The sequence below is a fragment of the Agrobacterium sp. ES01 genome (assembly GCF_050320885.1).
Lineage (GTDB): Bacteria > Pseudomonadota > Alphaproteobacteria > Rhizobiales > Rhizobiaceae > Allorhizobium.
Genome location: NZ_JBNQTH010000004.1, coordinates 262,268 through 279,760, shown reverse-complemented (window position 1 = coordinate 279,760; position 17,493 = coordinate 262,268). Strand labels below are relative to the sequence as shown.

The following is a 17,493-nucleotide window of genomic DNA, read 5'->3' as shown; positions in this document are numbered from 1 at the left end:
ATCTCATGCTTTCAATCTTTCATTTGTCGGGTCCCAGAGCGGTTGATCGGCTTGCACCACCGCCTTGAACCGATCTCCGAAAATCTCGACCTCGACTTCAGTTCCCTCCGTCGCCAGATCCGCGCGCAGCATGCCAAGCGCGACCGATTTTCCGATGCGGTAACCCCAGTTTCCGGAGGTGGTCTCACCGACAACCTTGCCGCCATGCCAGAGCGTCGACATGTAGGGCGCATCGCAGTCACCGGCTTCGACCAACAGCGTCACAAAGCGCTTGGCAACGCCGTGCTGCTTCTCGGCCAGAAGGGCCACCTTGCCTTTGAAGTCGTCCTTGGACCAGTCGACGAAACGCTCCAGTCCACCCTGCAAAACCGTGTAATCCGTTGAGAGATCCCCCTTCCAGGCGCGGTAGCCCTTCTCGATCCTCAGGCAATCGAGAGCCTCCATCCCGAATGGCTTGAGCCCACGGGACTGCCCGGCCTCCCACACCGCGTCGAACACGGCCGCCGTATCGTCCATCTTGGTGTGCAGTTCCCAGCCAAGTTCACCGGCAAAGGAGACGCGCACCAGCTGCAACCAGCGTCCGGCAATCTGGCAGGACTGGTGAGTGAGCCATCCCTTGGAAAGGTCAGCGTCGCAAACTTCTGCCAAAATCTTGCGCGCGGCGGGACCAGTCAGGATCTGGCAGGAAAAGGCGTCCGTCATGTCGTCGATAGAGAAAGCCGAGCCAGCAGGCACAAGCGCCTTCAGCCATTCCAGGTCATGCCACTGCGCCGTTGCAGCCGTGATCAGGAAGAAGAAATCCTCGCCCAGCATCATCACCGACATCTCCGTAACAATACGGCCCTTGTCATCGGCGAAATAGGCAAGACCCATACGGCCAGGCTTCGGCACCTTGCCGGTGATGATCGACGACAGCCATTCGGTGGCGCCCTTCCCCTGAACGCGAAAACGGGAAAATCCGGGAAGGTCGAGAATGCCGGCAGCGTCTCTCACAGCCAGGCACTCTTCCTCGATACGGGGGCTCCACGGCCCATTGCGGCTCCAGGTCTGCGTCGCCTCTTCCGACGTATCGTCACCCGGCTTTGCGTACCACATGGCCCGCTCCCAACCGTTGAACGGCTTGAACTGTGCGCCGAGCCTGGCGACACGATCGTGGATCGGCGACAGCTTCCTGTCGCGCCCCGCAGGCCAGTAATGTTTCGGAAAATGCATCGCATATTCGTGGCCGTAGATTTCCACGCCCTTGGCGACGCAGTAATCCTTGTCTGAGGCAAAACCCGTATAGCGACGCGGGTCGCAGGACCACATGTCCCATTCGGTTTCGCCCTCGGTGATCCATTCGGACAGAACCTTGCCGGCCCCGCCCGCCTGGCAGATGCCGAAGGTGAACACGCAAGCCTCGAATGCATTGGGCACACCCGGCATCGGTCCGATCAGCGGATTACCATCGGGCGCATAGGGGATCGGCCCGTTGATCATTTTCGACAGTCCAGCCGTACCAAGGATCGGCACGCGCTCAATCGCATCGCTCAGATACCATTCCAGCCGCTCCAGATCGTCGGGGAAAAGCTGGAAGGAAAAATCCTCCGGCATCGGATCGTCAGCCGTCACCCAGTGCGGCTTGCAGTTCTTCTCATACGGGCCGAGATTCATCCCGTATTTTTCCTGCCGCAGATAATAGGAACTGTCGACGTCCCTCATCAGTGGAAGCTTCTGCCCCACTTCTTTCGACCAGGCTTCAAGCTCTGGAATGGCCTCAAACAGCATATACTGATGGCTCATCACCATCATCGGCACATCCCGGCCAAACATCTTGCCCACTTCGCGCGCGTAATAGCCGGCGGCATTGACGACATATTCGCAGCGGATCTCGCCCTGCAGTGTCGACAGCACCCATTCCTCGTTTTCCCGCCGCGCGGCTGTGACCGGGCAAAAACGGACGACTTTGGCACCGAGATCGCGCGCGCCCTTGGCCAGCGCCTGCGTCAACTGTGCCGGGTCGATATCGCCGTCATAGGGATCGTAAAGGGCACCGGTCAGATCGTGCAGTTCGGCAAAGGGGTATTTCGACTTGAGTTCATCAGGCGTCAGGATATCGAGATCCATGCCCTGATAGCGCCCCATGCCGACCACGCGCTTGAACTCTCTCAGCCGCTCGTTCGAATGGCCAAGCCGTACCGACCCGGTGACATGATAGTTCATCGGATAACCGACCCGCTCACCCAGATCGCGGTAGAGCGAAGCCGAATAGCGCTGCATGTTCATGATCGACCAGGAGGACGAAAAGGTCGGCACATTGCCCGCCGCATGCCACGTGGAGCCAGCCGTCAATTCGTTCTTTTCCAGAAGAACGCAGTCCGTCCAGCCCGCCAGTGCCAGATGGTAAAGTGCGGACGCACCGACTGCGCCGCCGCCAATGATGACCACCCGTGCCTGCGTCGGTAAATCCGCCATTCCAAAGCCCCTCATTTTTGCGAAGCTTCGCAGATCAGACAGGTCTCCATCAAGCCGCATGAAATTGCTTTATTGATCGATAAATTCGATTACAGTGCGGGAAAATTTCCACAAAAGCGACGCGAAAATGCAAATTGGCCTGATTGAGACATTTCTCGACCTGATGGAAACCCGCAACTTCAATCGAACTGCGGAACGAATGGGGGTAACCCAGTCAACGGTGTCCCACAGGGTGAAGTCGCTGGAGACCGAATTTGGCAAGCGCCTGTTTTCCAGAAACAAGGGAGGCACCGCTCCCACGTCTGCCGGCTTGCGTTTTCACGACCATGCCCGCGCCCTGCAAAGACAGTGGCACGAAGCGGCAAGAGCGGTTGAAAGTGCCGGCGCCTTTGAACATTCCATCCGCATCGGTGTGCAGCAGGATGTCGCCGAACAACTGGCCGGACCGTGGCTGAGCAAGATTCATCAGGAACTGCCGACAACCTCGATTTACATGGAAGTCGATTATTCGACCCAGATGAACCGCGATCTGGCATCGGGCGAACTGGACCTTGCGGTTCTCTACACGCCGCATTTCCTGCCCGACCTGCATTACGAGAAGATCGGAGAAATCACCTATCAACTGGTGAGCACGCTCTCGCCGTTTGCCGCAGACTTGCGGCTGGAGACCTATCGCAGCACCCACTATTCTCCCGCCTTCGAGCGCACACACCGCATAGCGCTACCCCATCTGGTCGGCGCCACACTGTCTACGGGCCAGAATGTCGCCATGACCAGCCTGTTGAAGAGCATGGGAGGCGCGGCCTTCGTAACCGATGTCACCGCCCGCGAGCTGGCTGACAATGGCATCGCGCAGATTGTGGTGGATGTCGCGCCGATACCCCAGCCGGTCTATGCGGCAACCAATATCAGAACACGCCACGCGCATCAGCACCGGCGCATCATAGATGCCGTCTCTCAACTCTTGCAGTGATTTCTCTATCGAGCGGCGGCCTGCTGCTGACGCGCCTCAAGGGCCGCACGCCGATTGAGCACATGTTCGCGCCAGACCGTGAAAAGGCCTGCCCCTACCACGATGATGGCGCCGGCAACCATGTTGAATGTTAGCGTTTCGCCAAAGATGAAGACCGCCAGCGTCGAGCCAAAGACAAGCTGCCAATAGGTGATCGGCTGAATAACCACGGCATCGAGGTTGTCATAGGCGCGGATCAGCGAGAAATGACCGATGATGCCTGTGCAGCACAAGGCGGCCATCCAGCCCCAGTCCTCGGTCGCAATCGGTGTCAGGAATGCCGGCGAAATGAGATTGATGCCGACAAAGCCGACGAAGCACATATAGACGAAACTGGTCACCGGCGGATCGTCTCGGCTGACCAACCGCGTCAGCACGCCATAAAGCGCACCCGCACAAGCCGTTGCCAGAGGCAGCAGGAAATAGACGTTGAGCCCGCTGGAATCCGGAGACAAGATCAGCAGCACGCCACAAAGGCCGACACCGATTGCCGTCCACCGACGCCAACCAACCTTTTCTCCAAGAATAGGCACAGACAGCAGCGCAACGATAATAGGTCCCGACGCAAAGATTGCCTGCGACTGCGCAAGTCCCGCGTAGTGAAAGGCGGCGACCGAGATGATGATCTGCCCGGCCAGCAGAATGCCACGAATGGTCTGCAAAACGGGGTGTTTCGTTTTGAGGCTGTGGCGCACGCCACCCGCGCGGCGCGCAAGGAAGATGGCAAAGGCTGCAAAGGCCCAATAGCGCACCAAAGCAACCACCACCGGCGAATAGCTGTCGCCCAGATGCTTGGAAATTGCGTCCTGCATCGCGAAAACGGTGAAGGCCGTGAAAGCCAGGAGGTAGCCGAGGCGAGTGGATTTCATGAAGCTTGCAATGCAGAAACGGTGACGCGAGGATCGTAATCGCGCCACCGTATCAAGACGAGGTCAATAAAAAGACAATAAACAGCATTCTTGACGTTTGCGAAGTCGCCAATTTGCACAGCCGCCATGCGTTTTTGGTAAGGCCGAGTTTCGGTCTCGATCATCTTGCGGTTCAACCTTGCGTCATGCTCTAAAGCGACATGGCCTTCACGCTTCGACAATTGCAGTATTTCGTCGCCGTTGCCGAACAGGGTTCGGTGACCCGGGCCGCACAAAATCTGTCCATTTCCCAGTCTTCAGTTACCGAAGCGATCAAGGAGCTGGAAAGCGATCTGGGCCTGGAACTGTTTGACCGCCATCCGCGCGGATTGTCGATCACCCATAACGGCCATCAGTTCCTGCGCCACGCCACCAAGATCCTTGGCTCCGTTGCCGATGCCCGCAATGTGTTTTCCGAAACCCGGACCGAGCCGGGTGGAACGCTCAATATCGGCGTGACATCGCTCGTCGCTGGCTATGTTCTCTCCGACCTTCTGGCCCGCTATCGCCGCGCTTGCCCCAATGTCGAGATTTCGGCCATCGAGGATAACGGCGCCTATCTCGAACATCTGCTGGTGGGCGGCGAACTGGATGTCGCCGTCATGGTGATTTCCAACCTGCGCGACCGCATGGCGCTGCAGGCCGAAATCCTCGAAACCTCGCCCTATCGACTGTGGCTGCCCATGGGGCATCCGCTGGTATCGGCAGACATCATCTCGATTGCCGATATCGCCCGTGAACCGCTGATCATGCTGACGGTCGATGAAATCGAGGAAAATACAGGCAAACTACTCTCTGCACTGGGTGCGCGCCCGCATGTGGCCTTTCGCACACGCTCGGTGGAAGCCGTCAGAAGTCTGGTCGCGACGGGTGCCGGCGTCGCTCTGTTGCCCGACCTTGTCTACCGCCCCTGGTCGCTGGAAGGTGACCGCATAGAAAGCCGCGACGTCTCCGGTTCGCTTCCGGTCGTGCAGGTGGGCATGGTCTGGCGCAAGGGGTCCAGCCTGCCGCAATCGGCAAGAGATTTCGTGGGAATTGCCGAAGCGCTCAGAAGCGGCCGCCCGCGATAATTGCGCCCGAGGAAACTTCCGCCTGCGCAATCGGCATTTCGCCACGGTATCGGAAAAATCGATATCAACTTTCTGACAAATGAATTTGCGAATGCGGTGAAATCACGGCAGGTTCAACATCGGGAACAAACGCCGCAAAAATGCGGCCCTTACCGGGAGAATTTGCGATGAAGACCATCCTGAAATCCTGCACTGCGATGACCGCCGTTCTGAGCTTTGCCACTCAGACGATTGCAGCCGAGCCACTCAAGGAACTGGGTCCCGGCGAAGGCGCGCTGTCGATCGTTGCCTGGGCCGGCTATATCGAGCGCGGCGAAACGGATCCCGCCTATGACTGGGTCAGCAAGTTCGAAGAAGAGACGGGCTGCAAGGTCTCGGTCAAAACCGCGGCAACCTCCGACGAAATGGTCGCGCTGATGAACGAAGGCGGCTTCGATCTCGTGACCGCCTCTGGCGATGCGTCGCTGCGCCTGGTTGCCGGCAAACGCGTTCAACCGATCAACACGGCGTTGATCCCGAGCTGGAGCACCATTGACGAACGCCTCCAGAACGCGCCATGGCACACGGTCGATGGCGTCCATTACGGCACACCATATGTCTGGGGCGCCAATGTGCTGATGTACAACACCGATGCGTTCAAGGGTGAAGCACCGAAAAGCTGGAACGTCGTCTTTGAAGAAATGACGCTTCCCGATGGCAAGTCGAATGCCGGTCGCGTTCAGGCCTATGACGGCCCGATCTATGTGGCCGATGCCGCCCTCTACCTGATGACCCACAAGCCTGAACTTGGCATCAAGGACCCTTACGAACTCAATGAAGACCAGTACAAGGCAGCCCTCGATCTGCTCCGCGGTCAGCGCAAGCTCGTGGGTCGCTACTGGCACGACGCCATGATCCAGATCGACGACTTCAAGAACGAAGGCGTGGTCGCATCCGGTTCCTGGCCATTCCAGGTCAACCTGATGAAGGCCGAAGGCGCCAAGATCGAATCCACCTTCCCCGAAGAAGGTGTGACAGGCTGGGCAGACACCACCATGCTGCATGTCGACAGTGAGCATCCGAACTGCGCCTATATGTGGATGGAGCATTCGCTGGCCCCCAAGGTTCAGGGCGATGTCTCCGCCTGGTTCGGCACCGTGCCCTCGGTACCGGCTGCCTGTAAGGGCAACGAGCTCTTCACCGACGAAGGCTGCACAACCAACGGCTATGACGACTTCGAGAAAATCAGCTTCTGGCGCACGCCAACCTCGAAATGCGAAAGCCAGAGCGAGTGCGTCCCCTACCACCGCTGGGTCTCCGACTATATTGGCGTGATCGGCGGCCGCTAACCCCTCACGTCAGGCAAGTCCGGATAGGTTTTGCCCCATACGCCAACCTTCTCCCCGTCTCAGGGGAGAGGGACACGCCCCGAACCGATGTTGCAGATTTGTAGCTGAGGCCGGCTGGATTCGTTCTTCTGCCCGCATGCGGGCAGAAGGTCCCGGCCGGCGGATGAGGGGCCGTAAAATCAGTCAGACCCGGAGTATCCATGACCGCAGCGGTAGAATTTTCGAAGGTGGCACGCCATTTCGGTGACGTCAAAGCTGTCGACGGGGTGGATCTGAAGATCGCGCCGGGCGAGTTCTTCGCCATGCTCGGCCCCTCCGGTTCCGGCAAGACGACATGCCTGCGCCTGATTGCCGGTTTCGAGCAACAGACATCGGGCCATATCGAAATCTTCGGAGAAAGCTGCGAGGGCGTACCGCCCTATCGTCGCCATGTGAACACCGTCTTCCAGGACTATGCGCTCTTTCCCCATCTGACCATTCTCGACAACGTCGCTTACGGCCTGATGGTCAAGGGCGTTGGAAAGCAAGAGCGGCTGAAAATGGCCGAAGACGCGCTCGAACTCGTCAAGCTTCCGGGCTATGGCAAGCGCAAGCCAAGCCAGTTATCCGGCGGCCAGCGTCAGCGTGTGGCGCTCGCCCGCGCTCTGGTCAACAAGCCGAAAGTGCTGTTGTTAGACGAACCTCTCGGCGCACTCGACCTGAAACTGCGCGAGCAGATGCAGGACGAATTGAAAGGCCTGCAACGCGGCCTCGGCATCACCTTCATCTTTGTCACCCACGACCAGAGCGAGGCCCTGTCGATGGCTGACCGGGTGGCGGTTTTCAATGAGGGCAAGATCGTACAGGCCGGAACGCCCGAAGATATCTACAACAAGCCGAGAACCCGTTTCGTGGCCGATTTCGTCGGCTCCTCCAATGTCATATCACCGGCAGATACGGCAAGGCTCGGTGGCGAACAGAGATGGGCAAGCCTCAGGCCCGAGGCCATCAGCATCGCCTCAGATGGAATTCAGGCCACCGTCACCTCAAGGAACTTCCTTGGTGCCACAACGCGGATTTGCGTTTCGGCCATGAATATTCCGTTGACCGTCATGGCTCCCGCTGGCCTGCCGCTGCCAGAGACAGGAACAGAGACACGTATCAATTGGCGGCCGAGCGACCTGCATTATATGGACGGCGAGGCATGAGCGCCCTTCCGCAAGCCTCCATCCTGCCCGCCAGCGGTGGCGTGCTTGGGCGCCTGTCGGATCTGTTCTGGCGCAAGCCCACCTTGTTCCTCATCCTGATGCTGATCCCGCCGCTTCTCTGGCTCGGCATCATCTATATCGGTTCGCTGATCGCACTGCTGCTGCAGAGCTTCTTTTCGATCGACGACTTCTCCGGGATGATCAATTACGAGCTGACATTCTCGACCTATCGTCAGTTGCTCAACCCGGCCAATCTGGACATTATCGTCCGAACGCTTCTGATGTCGGCAGCCGTCACCCTTGCCTCCGCAGCCATTGCCTTCCCGATTGCCTATTACGCTGCCCGTTATGCCAGGGGGCGCTGGAAGGCCTTCTTCTATCTCGGCATCATGCTGCCGCTGTGGTCCAGCTATCTGGTCAAGATCTATGCGTGGAAACTGATCCTTGCCAAGGAAGGCATCCTTACCTGGATCTTTGCCAAGCTCCATTTGACATGGTTGCTGGATGGCATTCTGGCGATCCCCGTGATCGGCGGCAATTCCTTGTCGATCAGCTATATCGGCACCTTCATCGTCTTCGTCTATGTCTGGCTGCCGTACATGATCCTGCCAACGCAGGCAGCACTGGAACGCGTGCCCGGCAATCTGATCGAGGCCTCCGGCGATCTTGGTGCGGAACCCGGACAGACGTTTCGCCATGTACTGTTTCCGCTGGCACTGCCCGGCATCATCGCCGGCTCGATCTTCACCTTCTCGCTGACGATGGGCGACTACATCATCCCGCAGATCGTCGGCTCGTCCCGCCTGTTCATCGGTCAGGCGGTCTATGCCCAACAGGGAACCGCTGGAAATGTGCCGCTTGCCGCCGCCTTTTCCGTCGTCCCGATCGTAATCATGGGCATCTATCTGGCTGTTGCCAAACGCATGGGGGCCTTCAATGCGCTCTGACCGTTCGACTGGCGCCAGCATGACGCTCAAACTGGCAGCAGGAACAGGCCTGGCCTTTCTGCATCTGCCGATCCTGCTGATCTTCGTCTACGCCTTCACGACGGAGGAAAAGAGCTATCAATGGCCGCCGCCGGGCTTCACCATGAAATGGTTCGAGGTGACCTGGAACCGTCCCGATGTGTGGGATGCGCTGGGACTGTCGCTTCGGGTTGCGGCCATCGCGACCCTCATTGCACTGGTGCTTGGCACGCTTGCAGCAGCGGCAGTTTCCCGGACCAGGTTCTTCGGGCGCGAAGCCATATCGCTGCTGGTCATTCTGCCCATTGCACTGCCGGGCATCATCACCGGTATCGCGCTGCGTTCCGCTTTTTCGCTGGCGGATATCCCCTATTCCATGTGGACGATCATTCTCGGCCACGGCACCTTTTGCGTGGTGGTGGTCTACAACAATGCGGTCGCCCGTTTCCGCAGAACATCCGGCTCCTTGATCGAGGCCTCGATGGACCTGGGCGCCAATGGCTTCCAGACCTTCCGTTATGTGATCCTGCCCAATATCGCGACGGCATTGCTGGCCGGCGGCATGCTCGCCTTTGCCCTATCCTTCGACGAGGTCATCGTCACCACATTCACCGGCGGGCAACAGTCGACGCTCCCCATCTGGATGCTCGAGGAACTGATCCGCCCACGCCAGCGGCCTGTGACCAATGTGGTGGCCATGGCCGTGGTGCTGGTGACATTCCTGCCAATTCTTGCCGCCTATTACCTGACCCGCGACACCGACCAGATTTCCGGCAGCGGGAAGTAACCCAGACAATAAAGCCCGAGGGAGAACGACATGGACACGCAAATGCTGATCGGCTCGAAGTTCGAAGCTGGAACCGAGATCGAGGAAAAGATCCTCAACCCCAAAACCGGTGAAACCATCCTCGACCTGCCGGAGGCATCCGCAACCCAGATCGACGCAGCCGTTGACGCAGCCGGCAAGGCATTCGACAAATGGTCGGAAACGACGCCGGGTGAACGCTCTGCTTATCTTCTCAAGATCGCCGATGCTGTGGAGGCCGACGCGCTGGGCTTTGCCACGCTCGAAGCGCTCAATTGCGGCAAGCCGATCAATGCCGTCCTCAACGATGAAATCCCCGCCATTGTCGATTGCTACCGCTTCTTTGCTGGTGCGATCCGCTCGCTGCACGCCCCCGTTGCCGGTGAATACCTGCCGGGCCACACCTCCATGATCCGCCGTGATCCGGTCGGCATCGTCGGCTCCATCGCCCCCTGGAATTACCCGCTGATGATGATGGCCTGGAAATTGGCACCGGCCATTGCCGGCGGCAACACAGTCGTCTTCAAACCGTCTGAACAGACGCCTCTCACGGCTTTGAAGATGGCCAGGCTGCTGGCCGACATCCTGCCCGAAGGCGTGGTCAATGTCGTGCTCGGTCGTGGCGAGAGCACCGGCAATGCGCTCATCAACCATCCGCAGATCAACATGGTCTCGATCACCGGCGATGTGGCAACTGGCAAGAAGGTGCTGGCGGCAGCCGCCAAGACGGTGAAGCGCACGCATCTCGAACTGGGCGGCAAGGCCCCGGTGATTGTGTATGACGATGCCGATATCAATGCCGTTGTCGAAGGCATCCGTGCGTTCGGCTATTACAATGCCGGCCAGGACTGCACCGCGGCCTGTCGCATCTATGCCTCCGACAAGGTCTATGACAATTTTGTCGCCGACCTTGCATCCGCCGTCTCGACACTGAAATTCAATCTGGCAGACGACACTGAAAACGAGATCGGCCCGCTGATTTCCAGGCGCCAGCGCGACCGGGTCGAGAGCTTTGTCGCCCGCGCCTCCGAACACAAGCACATCGAAATCGTCACCGGCGGAAAGGTGTCCGGCGACAAGGGCTTCTTCTATGAGCCGACCGTCGTTGCAGGAGCTCTGCAGGATGACGAGATTGTGCGCCGTGAGGTGTTTGGTCCCGTCGTCTCTGTGACCCGTTTCTCGCAGACGGACGATGCCATCGCCTGGGCCAATGACAGCGATTACGGGCTCGCATCCTCCGTCTGGACCAAGGATATTTCCCGCGCCATGAAGACCGCCGCCAAGCTTCGCTATGGCTGCACCTGGATCAACACCCACTTCATGCTCTGCAACGAGATGCCCCATGGCGGACTGAAGCAGTCTGGCTATGGCAAGGACATGTCGGTCTATGCGCTGGAAGACTATACGGCAGTGCGCCATGTGATGATCGCACACTAACACGCGTAGCGAGGCGGCGTTCGGCCGCCTCTGTTCGACTTATCGGGCGGCAGTCAGAAAAACTTTGTGCTGCGTGAGTGCGTCATTGGCGTCGCTGAGTAACCGCAGTGACGGCAGCCACCCCGCACCGACACGTCGCGCAGCGCGGTTCAGCGCAACCGCTGCCTTTGCCGGCTCACGATCGAGCCGCTGCAATCGGGCCAATGCGGCCAAGGCCACGCGTCTTTCCGCGGGCGTCGCACGTTCACTTCGCAAGATCATCTGTAATTCCATGACCGCCTTGCCGAGTGACAGCACAGCGAGAGCACCCTCTGCCACCTCATGCACTGGCATGCCACTGCGCTCTGCATAGCACACCATGCGCAGCAGACGATGATGAAGGCGTGCACGCCAGACCAGACGGTGATCAAGCGCATCCTCTGCACGAGCCAGCATCGCAACCTCATCGACAGCCATCCTGATCAGCGCATTCAGGCGGCGTTTGGCATCCACAGGATAAATGCCTTTGAAAACGAAGAACGCGACGACGGGAGCAGCGACAACCGCAGCCGCATTGGGTATCCAGCCCGCAAGGTCTAGCGTCAGCGGTAGATGCGGTTGCAGCAGGAGCAATGAGACCATGGCATAGTCAAATCCAAGAACCGCAGTGCGTTTATGCGCAAACAAAAGCGCGCTCGCAAAGATGAACGGGATCATCATCAACACGAGTTGGAATGTGTTGTCGGCGAAAGGCCAGACGACGAAATTGCAGACAAGAGCGCCCAACGCTCCGAGGAATTGCCCTTTCATGACGAAACGCATCAGTCCCGCCGGATTATCGAAGGTGGAGAATATGGTGGTCATGATGGATAGACCAAGCATCAGAAACGCAAGCGGATGCCAGCCAGTCAGGCTCCAGGCCAGACCAACCAGCATGAGACTGACAAAGGCCCGCACCGCCGATTGCCGTGCACCGTGCCAGTCGCGATGCAGCACAGGTGAAAAGGCTGTCGGCAAAGGCACAGGCTTCTCAAAGCGAGCCGAACGGAAGGCAGTTATAGCATTGCCAAGACCATGCAACGCCTCGGCAAGGTCAGGAAAATGATTTATTTTGGCGGCAGCAAGATTGATCCGCTCAATCGCCAAGGCGCTATCCTCGCCTCCCTCGAGCAGGCTTGCAGCGTCTTCCAGTGCAGCGGCAATCTCGATATCGTTACCCTCCGACAGAGAGCGGGCCGACAACAGTAGCGCTATCTGCGCGGACAGAATGCTGCGCATTGCCCGGGTCGACTGCCGACGTCGCAAAGATCCAGCGGCATGCGAATCGAACTGCTCATCGGCCAGGGCCATGTCGGCCAGTATCCGTTCCTCGGCCGGGGTCAACTGCTTGGCCCCGCCGTTACGAACGCGTAATGCCAAGGCACGCAACAGATTGGCCGTCATGTGGCGCATACGCCCGACGATCTCGGCCTCTCCGCTTTCAGGGGTGAAAATCCATCCGATAACAACCGATGCAACGACGCCTGTCAGAATGGTACCCAACCGATCGAGACCCAAAGCAAAGACATGGTCAGGATGACCAATGTCCAGCAGCGCGACCATGGATGCCGAATAGGCAGCCAACATGGCACAGTAAGACGTAAGCCCACGCAGGATGTTCCCCGCGGCAACACATCCGGCTACCCAGATTGCGAGCCCGATGACCATACCAAGCGGCGAACTGCTGAACAGCAATACAAGCAGGATGCCCGCAGCCACCCCGACAAAGGTGCCGCCTGCCCTGAACAGTCCCTTTTCCAGCAATTGTCCCCGCGTCGGCTGCGATGTCGCCCATACCGTCATCGCCGCCCATTGCGGATGCTCGAGGCCCAGAAGCCATGCGATAACCAGCGCAACCGAGGCCGCAAAGGCAGTCTGTGCCGCAAAGCGCAGTTTTGGCAGATCAAAGCCAAGCTTTGAAAGAGGTGACGCACTAAATGTTGATTTCATTGATTGTCTCGGGTGTCTTTTGTACCTTCAAGCCGTTCTTCAATCCGCGAAAAAGCACTCATCATCGCCTCGGCGGTCCGATCGTCGATATCCTGCAAAAGCTCCTCTTCCAGTTGCGCGACTACGCCCATGATCTCATCCACACGGTGCTTGCCGGCAGCTGTCAGCGAAAGCCGCTTGGCACGGCGATCTGCGGGATCTTGGCACCGCTCGATCAAACCTTGCTCCTCAAGCTTGTCGAGCAGGCGCACAAGGCTGGACACGTCCAGTCCAATCCGGGCCGCCAGATCTTTATGATGCAGCCAGCCGTCAGCGCGATGGAGATGCACAAGCGGCGCCCAGGTCGCATCGCTCAGCCCGCTTGCGGATAGTCGGTCATCCAGAAACTGGCGCCAGCGCCGGGCAATAACGACGATGCGCATGCCGAGAAGGTGTTTCGAATTTTTCGTCATATTTCATTTGTATCAAAACAGTTTGTACTGCAAGTAAATTTTGAACTGCCCAAGAATTTACCTTTGCCTGCGATAATTCGTGAGCCTGTCGGACAGATCGTTTATGCTTTGCCCGAACAACGGAGAATTGCATGCGTTCAATCGCCGCCATCATTGCAGCCAGCACCATCCTCACTGCTGGCATCGCTTTCGCGCAGGAACCTTATGTCGTGCCAGCGCCTGAAATTCGCACGAATCCGTCAGACGACGCAGCCATCTGGCATGTCCTGGGACTTCGCCGGGGAGATGTACTCAACATGCGAACGGCGCCCAGCCTGCGAGGTAGAGTGATTGCTGCCCTGGAAGAAGGCATGCCGGTGCGCAATGAAGGCTGCCAGGACCGCGATGGTCAATACTGGTGCCGCGTTTCGACCTATGGCAGGCCGCGCATCAGCGGCTGGGTAAACGGACGTTATATCTCGGATGAATTTGTCGATCCCGGTCAGGGCGGAGCCTATCAACCGCCGCCGGTCAAACCTGGTCGCTACGATCAGTCAGGCTATGTCGACTGCCGTTTCGACCCCGACCCCAGGCTCTACAACTGCCGCTTCGGCCTGCAACGTCAAGGGACCAGCGCCCTGATCGACATTGAAACACCGGACGGTATGACCCGGCAGCTCGAATACAGGGCGGGACGGTTCAAAAGCGCGGACGGGGTTGCAACCAGATCGCGCAAGCGCGGCGGTGAGGCAGAGGTCACCGTGGGTGGCTATGAGACGTATTTTATTCCAGATAAAGTCGTGCTCGACTGGTAAGCCGAGCACGATACAGACTTGATCAGGCGTCGAGCGCCTTGGAGACCTTGCTGCGCAGTGTGCCCAGATCCTTGGCAAAGCTGCGAATACCTTCGGCCAGCTTTTCGGTTGCCATTGCATCTTCGTTCATGGCCCAACGGAATGCCTTTTCATCGAGCGAAACAGCCGGATCGGCTGTGGTCTTCTCGGGCGAAAGCTTGCGCTCCAGCGTGCCCTTGTCAGCATCGAGTTCGTCCAGCAGAGCCGGGCTGATGGTCAGGCGATCGCAACCGGCAAGGGCTTCGATTTCGCCAGCATTGCGGAACGATGCGCCCATGACGATGGTCTCGATACCATTGACCTTGTAGTAGTTGTAGATCTCGCGCACCGACTTCACACCCGGATCGGTTTCAGCGGTGTATTCTTCACCTGTCGACTTCTTGTACCAGTCGAGAATACGACCGACGAAAGGTGAAATCAGGAATGCCTTCGCTTCGGCGCAGGCAATTGCCTGAGCCTTGGAGAACAGCAGAGTCAGGTTGCAATCGATGCCTTCGGTCTGCAACACTTCAGCTGCGCGAATGCCTTCCCATGTCGATGCAAGCTTGATCAGGATGCGATCCCGCTCGATGCCGCGCTCCTTGTAGGCAGCGATGATCTCGCGCGCCTTGGCAATGGAAGCCTCGGTGTTGAAGGAAAGATCGGCGTCCACTTCGGTCGAAACGCGGCCAGGAACGATACCGGCCAGCGCTGCACCAACGGAAATGGCCAGACGGTCGGCAACGGCAGACGCCACTGCATCGCTGGATCCGCCTTTAGATTTTCCCCAGGCAATTTCCTTCTTGAAGGCATCATCGAACATATCGGTGCCGAGCGCCTTCAGGACGATGGTGGGGTTGGTGGTGCAGTCGACTGGCTTCAGCCGCGCCACAGCCTCGATATCGCCGGTATCGGCCACCACGGTAGTCATGGAACGCAGTTGTTCAAGCTTGGAAGTCATCTGGAAAACCCTTTGGAGAATGCGTTTCTATTGGAACGGTCGGCAGGCGAATTCGTTTCACGACCGAACGCTTTAATTAAACAGAATATCATCGCTCGCTCGCGACAAAGTCAAGACATTTGTTCATCCCATTTGACATAAGTTTCACGGATGGCAATAGTATGGCGATCTTCACCTGACGGGAATGAATGCATAGTGGCCAAACTTCGACGCGGCAGCCATCCGACCTATTCCGAAGCTTCGTCCTTGAGACTGCGTGCCGCCTGGCTTTATTACAACCAGGGCCTGACCCAGAAAGATGTGGCCGAACGTCTCGGCATCAGCAGGTCGACCGTAATCCGACTGCTCGACGAAGCGCTGAAGCGTGCCGAAGTCCAGATCTGGATCAGCGACGGGATCGGCGATTGCGTTGAGCTTGCAACGGGGCTGGAAAAAGCCTTCGGGCTGGATGAAGCCATTGTCGTTCCGGCGCCGGCGTCGGATCAGGCTGACGCGATTGCCAAGGCAGTGGGGCTGGCTCTCGGTGAATTTCTATCTGACGTCATTGAAGACAATACCACCATCGGCGTTGGTTGGGGCCGCACTATGACCGCCTCGCTGTCGGGCTTTCGTCCGCCGCGCCGTGAAAACTGCAAGGTCGTGTCTCTCCTTGGCGGCATCGTCGCCGTCCATCAGACCAATCCCATCGACTACACATGGCGGCTTGCAAGCCAGCTTGGCGCGGAATGCTACATGTTCCTCGCCCCATTGCTGGTGGACTCGGTGGAGACCAAGCAGGCACTGATCGAAAAATGCGGCTTGAAGACCCTCTACGACCTTGCCGAAAATCTGGACCTCGCCGTGGTTTCCTGCGGCGATATAGGTCCACAGTCCACATCGCTGTCGGAAGGCTTTATCAGCCATGAAACCCTGGACGAACTGATCGCGGCCGGCTGCATCTGCGATACCATGTTCAACTTCCTCGATGCCGAGGGCCGTTCCGTCGAACACTCCATCAACCAACGCGTCATGTCGGTGGAACTGGATACGCTGAAGAAAGCGAAGCACATTGTGCTGTCCTCCGGCGGCGCCCATCGCGCCAAAGCCATTCGCGCTACAATAAAACGCATCGGCTGCAACACGCTGATCACGGACGAAGCCGCCGCGCGGGAATTGCTTAAGCTGCAGGGGCAATCGCGACCCGGGGCTGAGGAAACCGCTTAAACCTGCCCGGCCTCCCAACCCAGCATTGCGCGCTTGCGTGTCAGTCCCCAGTGATAACCGGTCAGGGTGCCATTCTTTCCAAGCGCCCGGTGGCATGGCACCACGAAGGAGACAGGATTGCGTCCGACCGCTGCACCAACGGCCCGGCTTGCCTTCGGTTGACCGATACCCTTGGCAATATCGGAATAGGTCACAGCCTTGCCAAGCGGTATGTGCAGAAGCTGTTCCCACACGCGGACCTGAAAATCGGTGCCGATCAGGACAACCCTTAACGGTTGATCGCATGACCATTGCGCGGGATCGAATATGCGAGCGGCATAGGGAGCGGTAACCGCCTGGTCGGCAATATAATTGGCCTCTGGCCAGCGTGATGCCATATCCTCGAAACTTGCCGCCTCCGCGCCAATATCGGCGAAGGCAACACCTGCAAGACCGCGCTCGGTCGCCATGATCAGCGCTTGGCCAAAGGGCGATGAATGAAAGCCATAGCGAATAGTCAGTCCGGCTCCCCTCGCCTTCCATTCGCCCGGCGACATCGCCTCATGGGTAACGAACAGATCATGCAACCGCCCCGGTCCCGACAGACCAAGCTCGATGGAGGTCTCCAGAAGCGGCATCGCCTCCTGCCCCAGCAACCGCTTGGCATGATCCAGCGTAACAGCCTGCAGGAAAGCCTTGGGCGACAGTCCCGCCCAGCGCGTAAACGTCTTTTGCAACTGGGTCGGCGACTGGCCGAGTCGTGCGGCCACCGTCTCCAGTGACGGTTGCTCCTGATAATCCAGCGTCATCATCTCGATCACGCGCCGCACAGTCTCGTAGTCACCGCCCTCAGGCGTGATGTCTTGAAGCGTGGATATGTCGATCTTGGCAGCAAGGGTCATGGGGCTCTCCTTCATGTTGAGAGAACACCACGATGAACGCGTTGAAACCA

Annotated in this window: 15 protein-coding genes; 9 read left to right on the top strand and 6 right to left on the bottom strand. The window is 58.5% G+C overall.

Going from position 1 to position 17,493, the window contains the following annotated elements:
* Positions 1 to 3: 3 nt before the first annotated feature.
* On the bottom strand, positions 4 to 2,454 hold the full coding sequence (locus tag ACQQ2Q_RS14225) for a GcvT family protein (RefSeq protein WP_428187755.1): 2,451 nt from the start codon (positions 2,452 to 2,454) through the stop codon (positions 4 to 6).
* A gap of 127 nt (positions 2,455 to 2,581) precedes the next feature.
* Here ACQQ2Q_RS14225 and ACQQ2Q_RS14220 point away from each other — a divergent pair, with 127 nt between their 5' ends.
* A complete protein-coding gene (locus ACQQ2Q_RS14220; protein WP_428187754.1) occupies positions 2,582 to 3,427 on the top strand; it encodes a LysR family transcriptional regulator in 846 nt (281 codons plus the stop codon).
* 5 nt (positions 3,428 to 3,432) lie between these two features.
* Here ACQQ2Q_RS14220 and ACQQ2Q_RS14215 read toward each other — a convergent pair whose 3' ends face one another.
* A complete protein-coding gene (locus tag ACQQ2Q_RS14215; protein ID WP_428187753.1) occupies positions 3,433 to 4,335 on the bottom strand; it encodes a DMT family transporter in 903 nt (300 codons plus the stop codon).
* 200 nt (positions 4,336 to 4,535) lie between these two features.
* Between ACQQ2Q_RS14215 and ACQQ2Q_RS14210 the strand changes: the two genes are divergently transcribed.
* The 6 genes from ACQQ2Q_RS14210 to ACQQ2Q_RS14185 all read left to right on the top strand — a co-directional run bounded on the left by ACQQ2Q_RS14210 (position 4,536) and on the right by ACQQ2Q_RS14185 (position 11,166).
* The gene (locus ACQQ2Q_RS14210) at positions 4,536 to 5,444 is read left to right on the top strand and encodes a LysR family transcriptional regulator (protein ID WP_428187752.1); all 909 of its coding nucleotides are present in this window, start codon (positions 4,536 to 4,538) and stop codon (positions 5,442 to 5,444) included.
* 167 nt (positions 5,445 to 5,611) lie between these two features.
* Positions 5,612 to 6,772, top strand: a complete 1,161-nt coding sequence (locus tag ACQQ2Q_RS14205) for an ABC transporter substrate-binding protein (RefSeq protein ID WP_428187751.1) — start codon at positions 5,612 to 5,614, stop codon at positions 6,770 to 6,772.
* A 200-nt stretch (positions 6,773 to 6,972) separates the two neighbouring features.
* Positions 6,973 to 7,959, top strand: a complete 987-nt coding sequence (locus ACQQ2Q_RS14200; protein WP_428187750.1) for an ABC transporter ATP-binding protein — start codon at positions 6,973 to 6,975, stop codon at positions 7,957 to 7,959.
* Positions 7,956 to 8,906, top strand: a complete 951-nt coding sequence (locus tag ACQQ2Q_RS14195) for an ABC transporter permease (RefSeq protein WP_428187749.1) — start codon at positions 7,956 to 7,958, stop codon at positions 8,904 to 8,906. The genes ACQQ2Q_RS14200 and ACQQ2Q_RS14195 overlap by 4 nt, the downstream gene beginning before the upstream one ends.
* A complete protein-coding gene (locus tag ACQQ2Q_RS14190) occupies positions 8,896 to 9,711 on the top strand; it encodes an ABC transporter permease (protein ID WP_428187748.1) in 816 nt (271 codons plus the stop codon). Before ACQQ2Q_RS14195 ends, ACQQ2Q_RS14190 begins: the two co-directional genes overlap by 11 nt.
* A gap of 30 nt (positions 9,712 to 9,741) precedes the next feature.
* Positions 9,742 to 11,166, top strand: a complete 1,425-nt coding sequence (locus tag ACQQ2Q_RS14185) for a gamma-aminobutyraldehyde dehydrogenase (RefSeq protein ID WP_428187747.1) — start codon at positions 9,742 to 9,744, stop codon at positions 11,164 to 11,166.
* 39 nt (positions 11,167 to 11,205) lie between these two features.
* On the opposite strand, the gene ACQQ2Q_RS14180 is transcribed toward ACQQ2Q_RS14185, so the two are convergent.
* Together ACQQ2Q_RS14180 and ACQQ2Q_RS14175 are read right to left on the bottom strand one after the other, a co-directional pair.
* Positions 11,206 to 13,134, bottom strand: a complete 1,929-nt coding sequence (locus tag ACQQ2Q_RS14180) for an FUSC family protein (protein ID WP_428187746.1) — start codon at positions 13,132 to 13,134, stop codon at positions 11,206 to 11,208.
* Positions 13,131 to 13,586 (bottom strand): MarR family winged helix-turn-helix transcriptional regulator, encoded by a 456-nt coding sequence (locus ACQQ2Q_RS14175; RefSeq protein ID WP_428187745.1) that lies wholly within the window; start codon positions 13,584 to 13,586, stop codon positions 13,131 to 13,133. Before ACQQ2Q_RS14175 ends, ACQQ2Q_RS14180 begins: the two co-directional genes overlap by 4 nt.
* Before the next feature lie 131 nt (positions 13,587 to 13,717).
* On the opposite strand from ACQQ2Q_RS14175, the gene ACQQ2Q_RS14170 reads away from it, so the two are divergent.
* Entirely contained in the window at positions 13,718 to 14,380 is a 663-nt protein-coding gene (locus ACQQ2Q_RS14170) for an SH3 domain-containing protein (RefSeq protein WP_428187744.1), read from the top strand.
* 22 nt (positions 14,381 to 14,402) lie between these two features.
* Here the strand turns inward: ACQQ2Q_RS14170 and tal are convergent, their stop codons facing one another.
* On the bottom strand, positions 14,403 to 15,359 hold the full coding sequence (gene tal / locus ACQQ2Q_RS14165) for a transaldolase (RefSeq protein ID WP_428187743.1): 957 nt from the start codon (positions 15,357 to 15,359) through the stop codon (positions 14,403 to 14,405).
* Between the two features lie 195 nt (positions 15,360 to 15,554).
* Here tal and ACQQ2Q_RS14160 point away from each other — a divergent pair, with 195 nt between their 5' ends.
* Positions 15,555 to 16,562, top strand: coding sequence for a sugar-binding transcriptional regulator (locus ACQQ2Q_RS14160; RefSeq protein WP_428187742.1), 1,008 nt, complete (start codon positions 15,555 to 15,557; stop codon positions 16,560 to 16,562).
* On the opposite strand, the gene ACQQ2Q_RS14155 is transcribed toward ACQQ2Q_RS14160, so the two are convergent.
* Positions 16,559 to 17,443, bottom strand: coding sequence for a methylated-DNA--[protein]-cysteine S-methyltransferase (locus ACQQ2Q_RS14155; protein WP_428187741.1), 885 nt, complete (start codon positions 17,441 to 17,443; stop codon positions 16,559 to 16,561). The genes ACQQ2Q_RS14160 and ACQQ2Q_RS14155 overlap by 4 nt on opposite strands.
* Positions 17,444 to 17,493 lie beyond the last annotated feature (50 nt).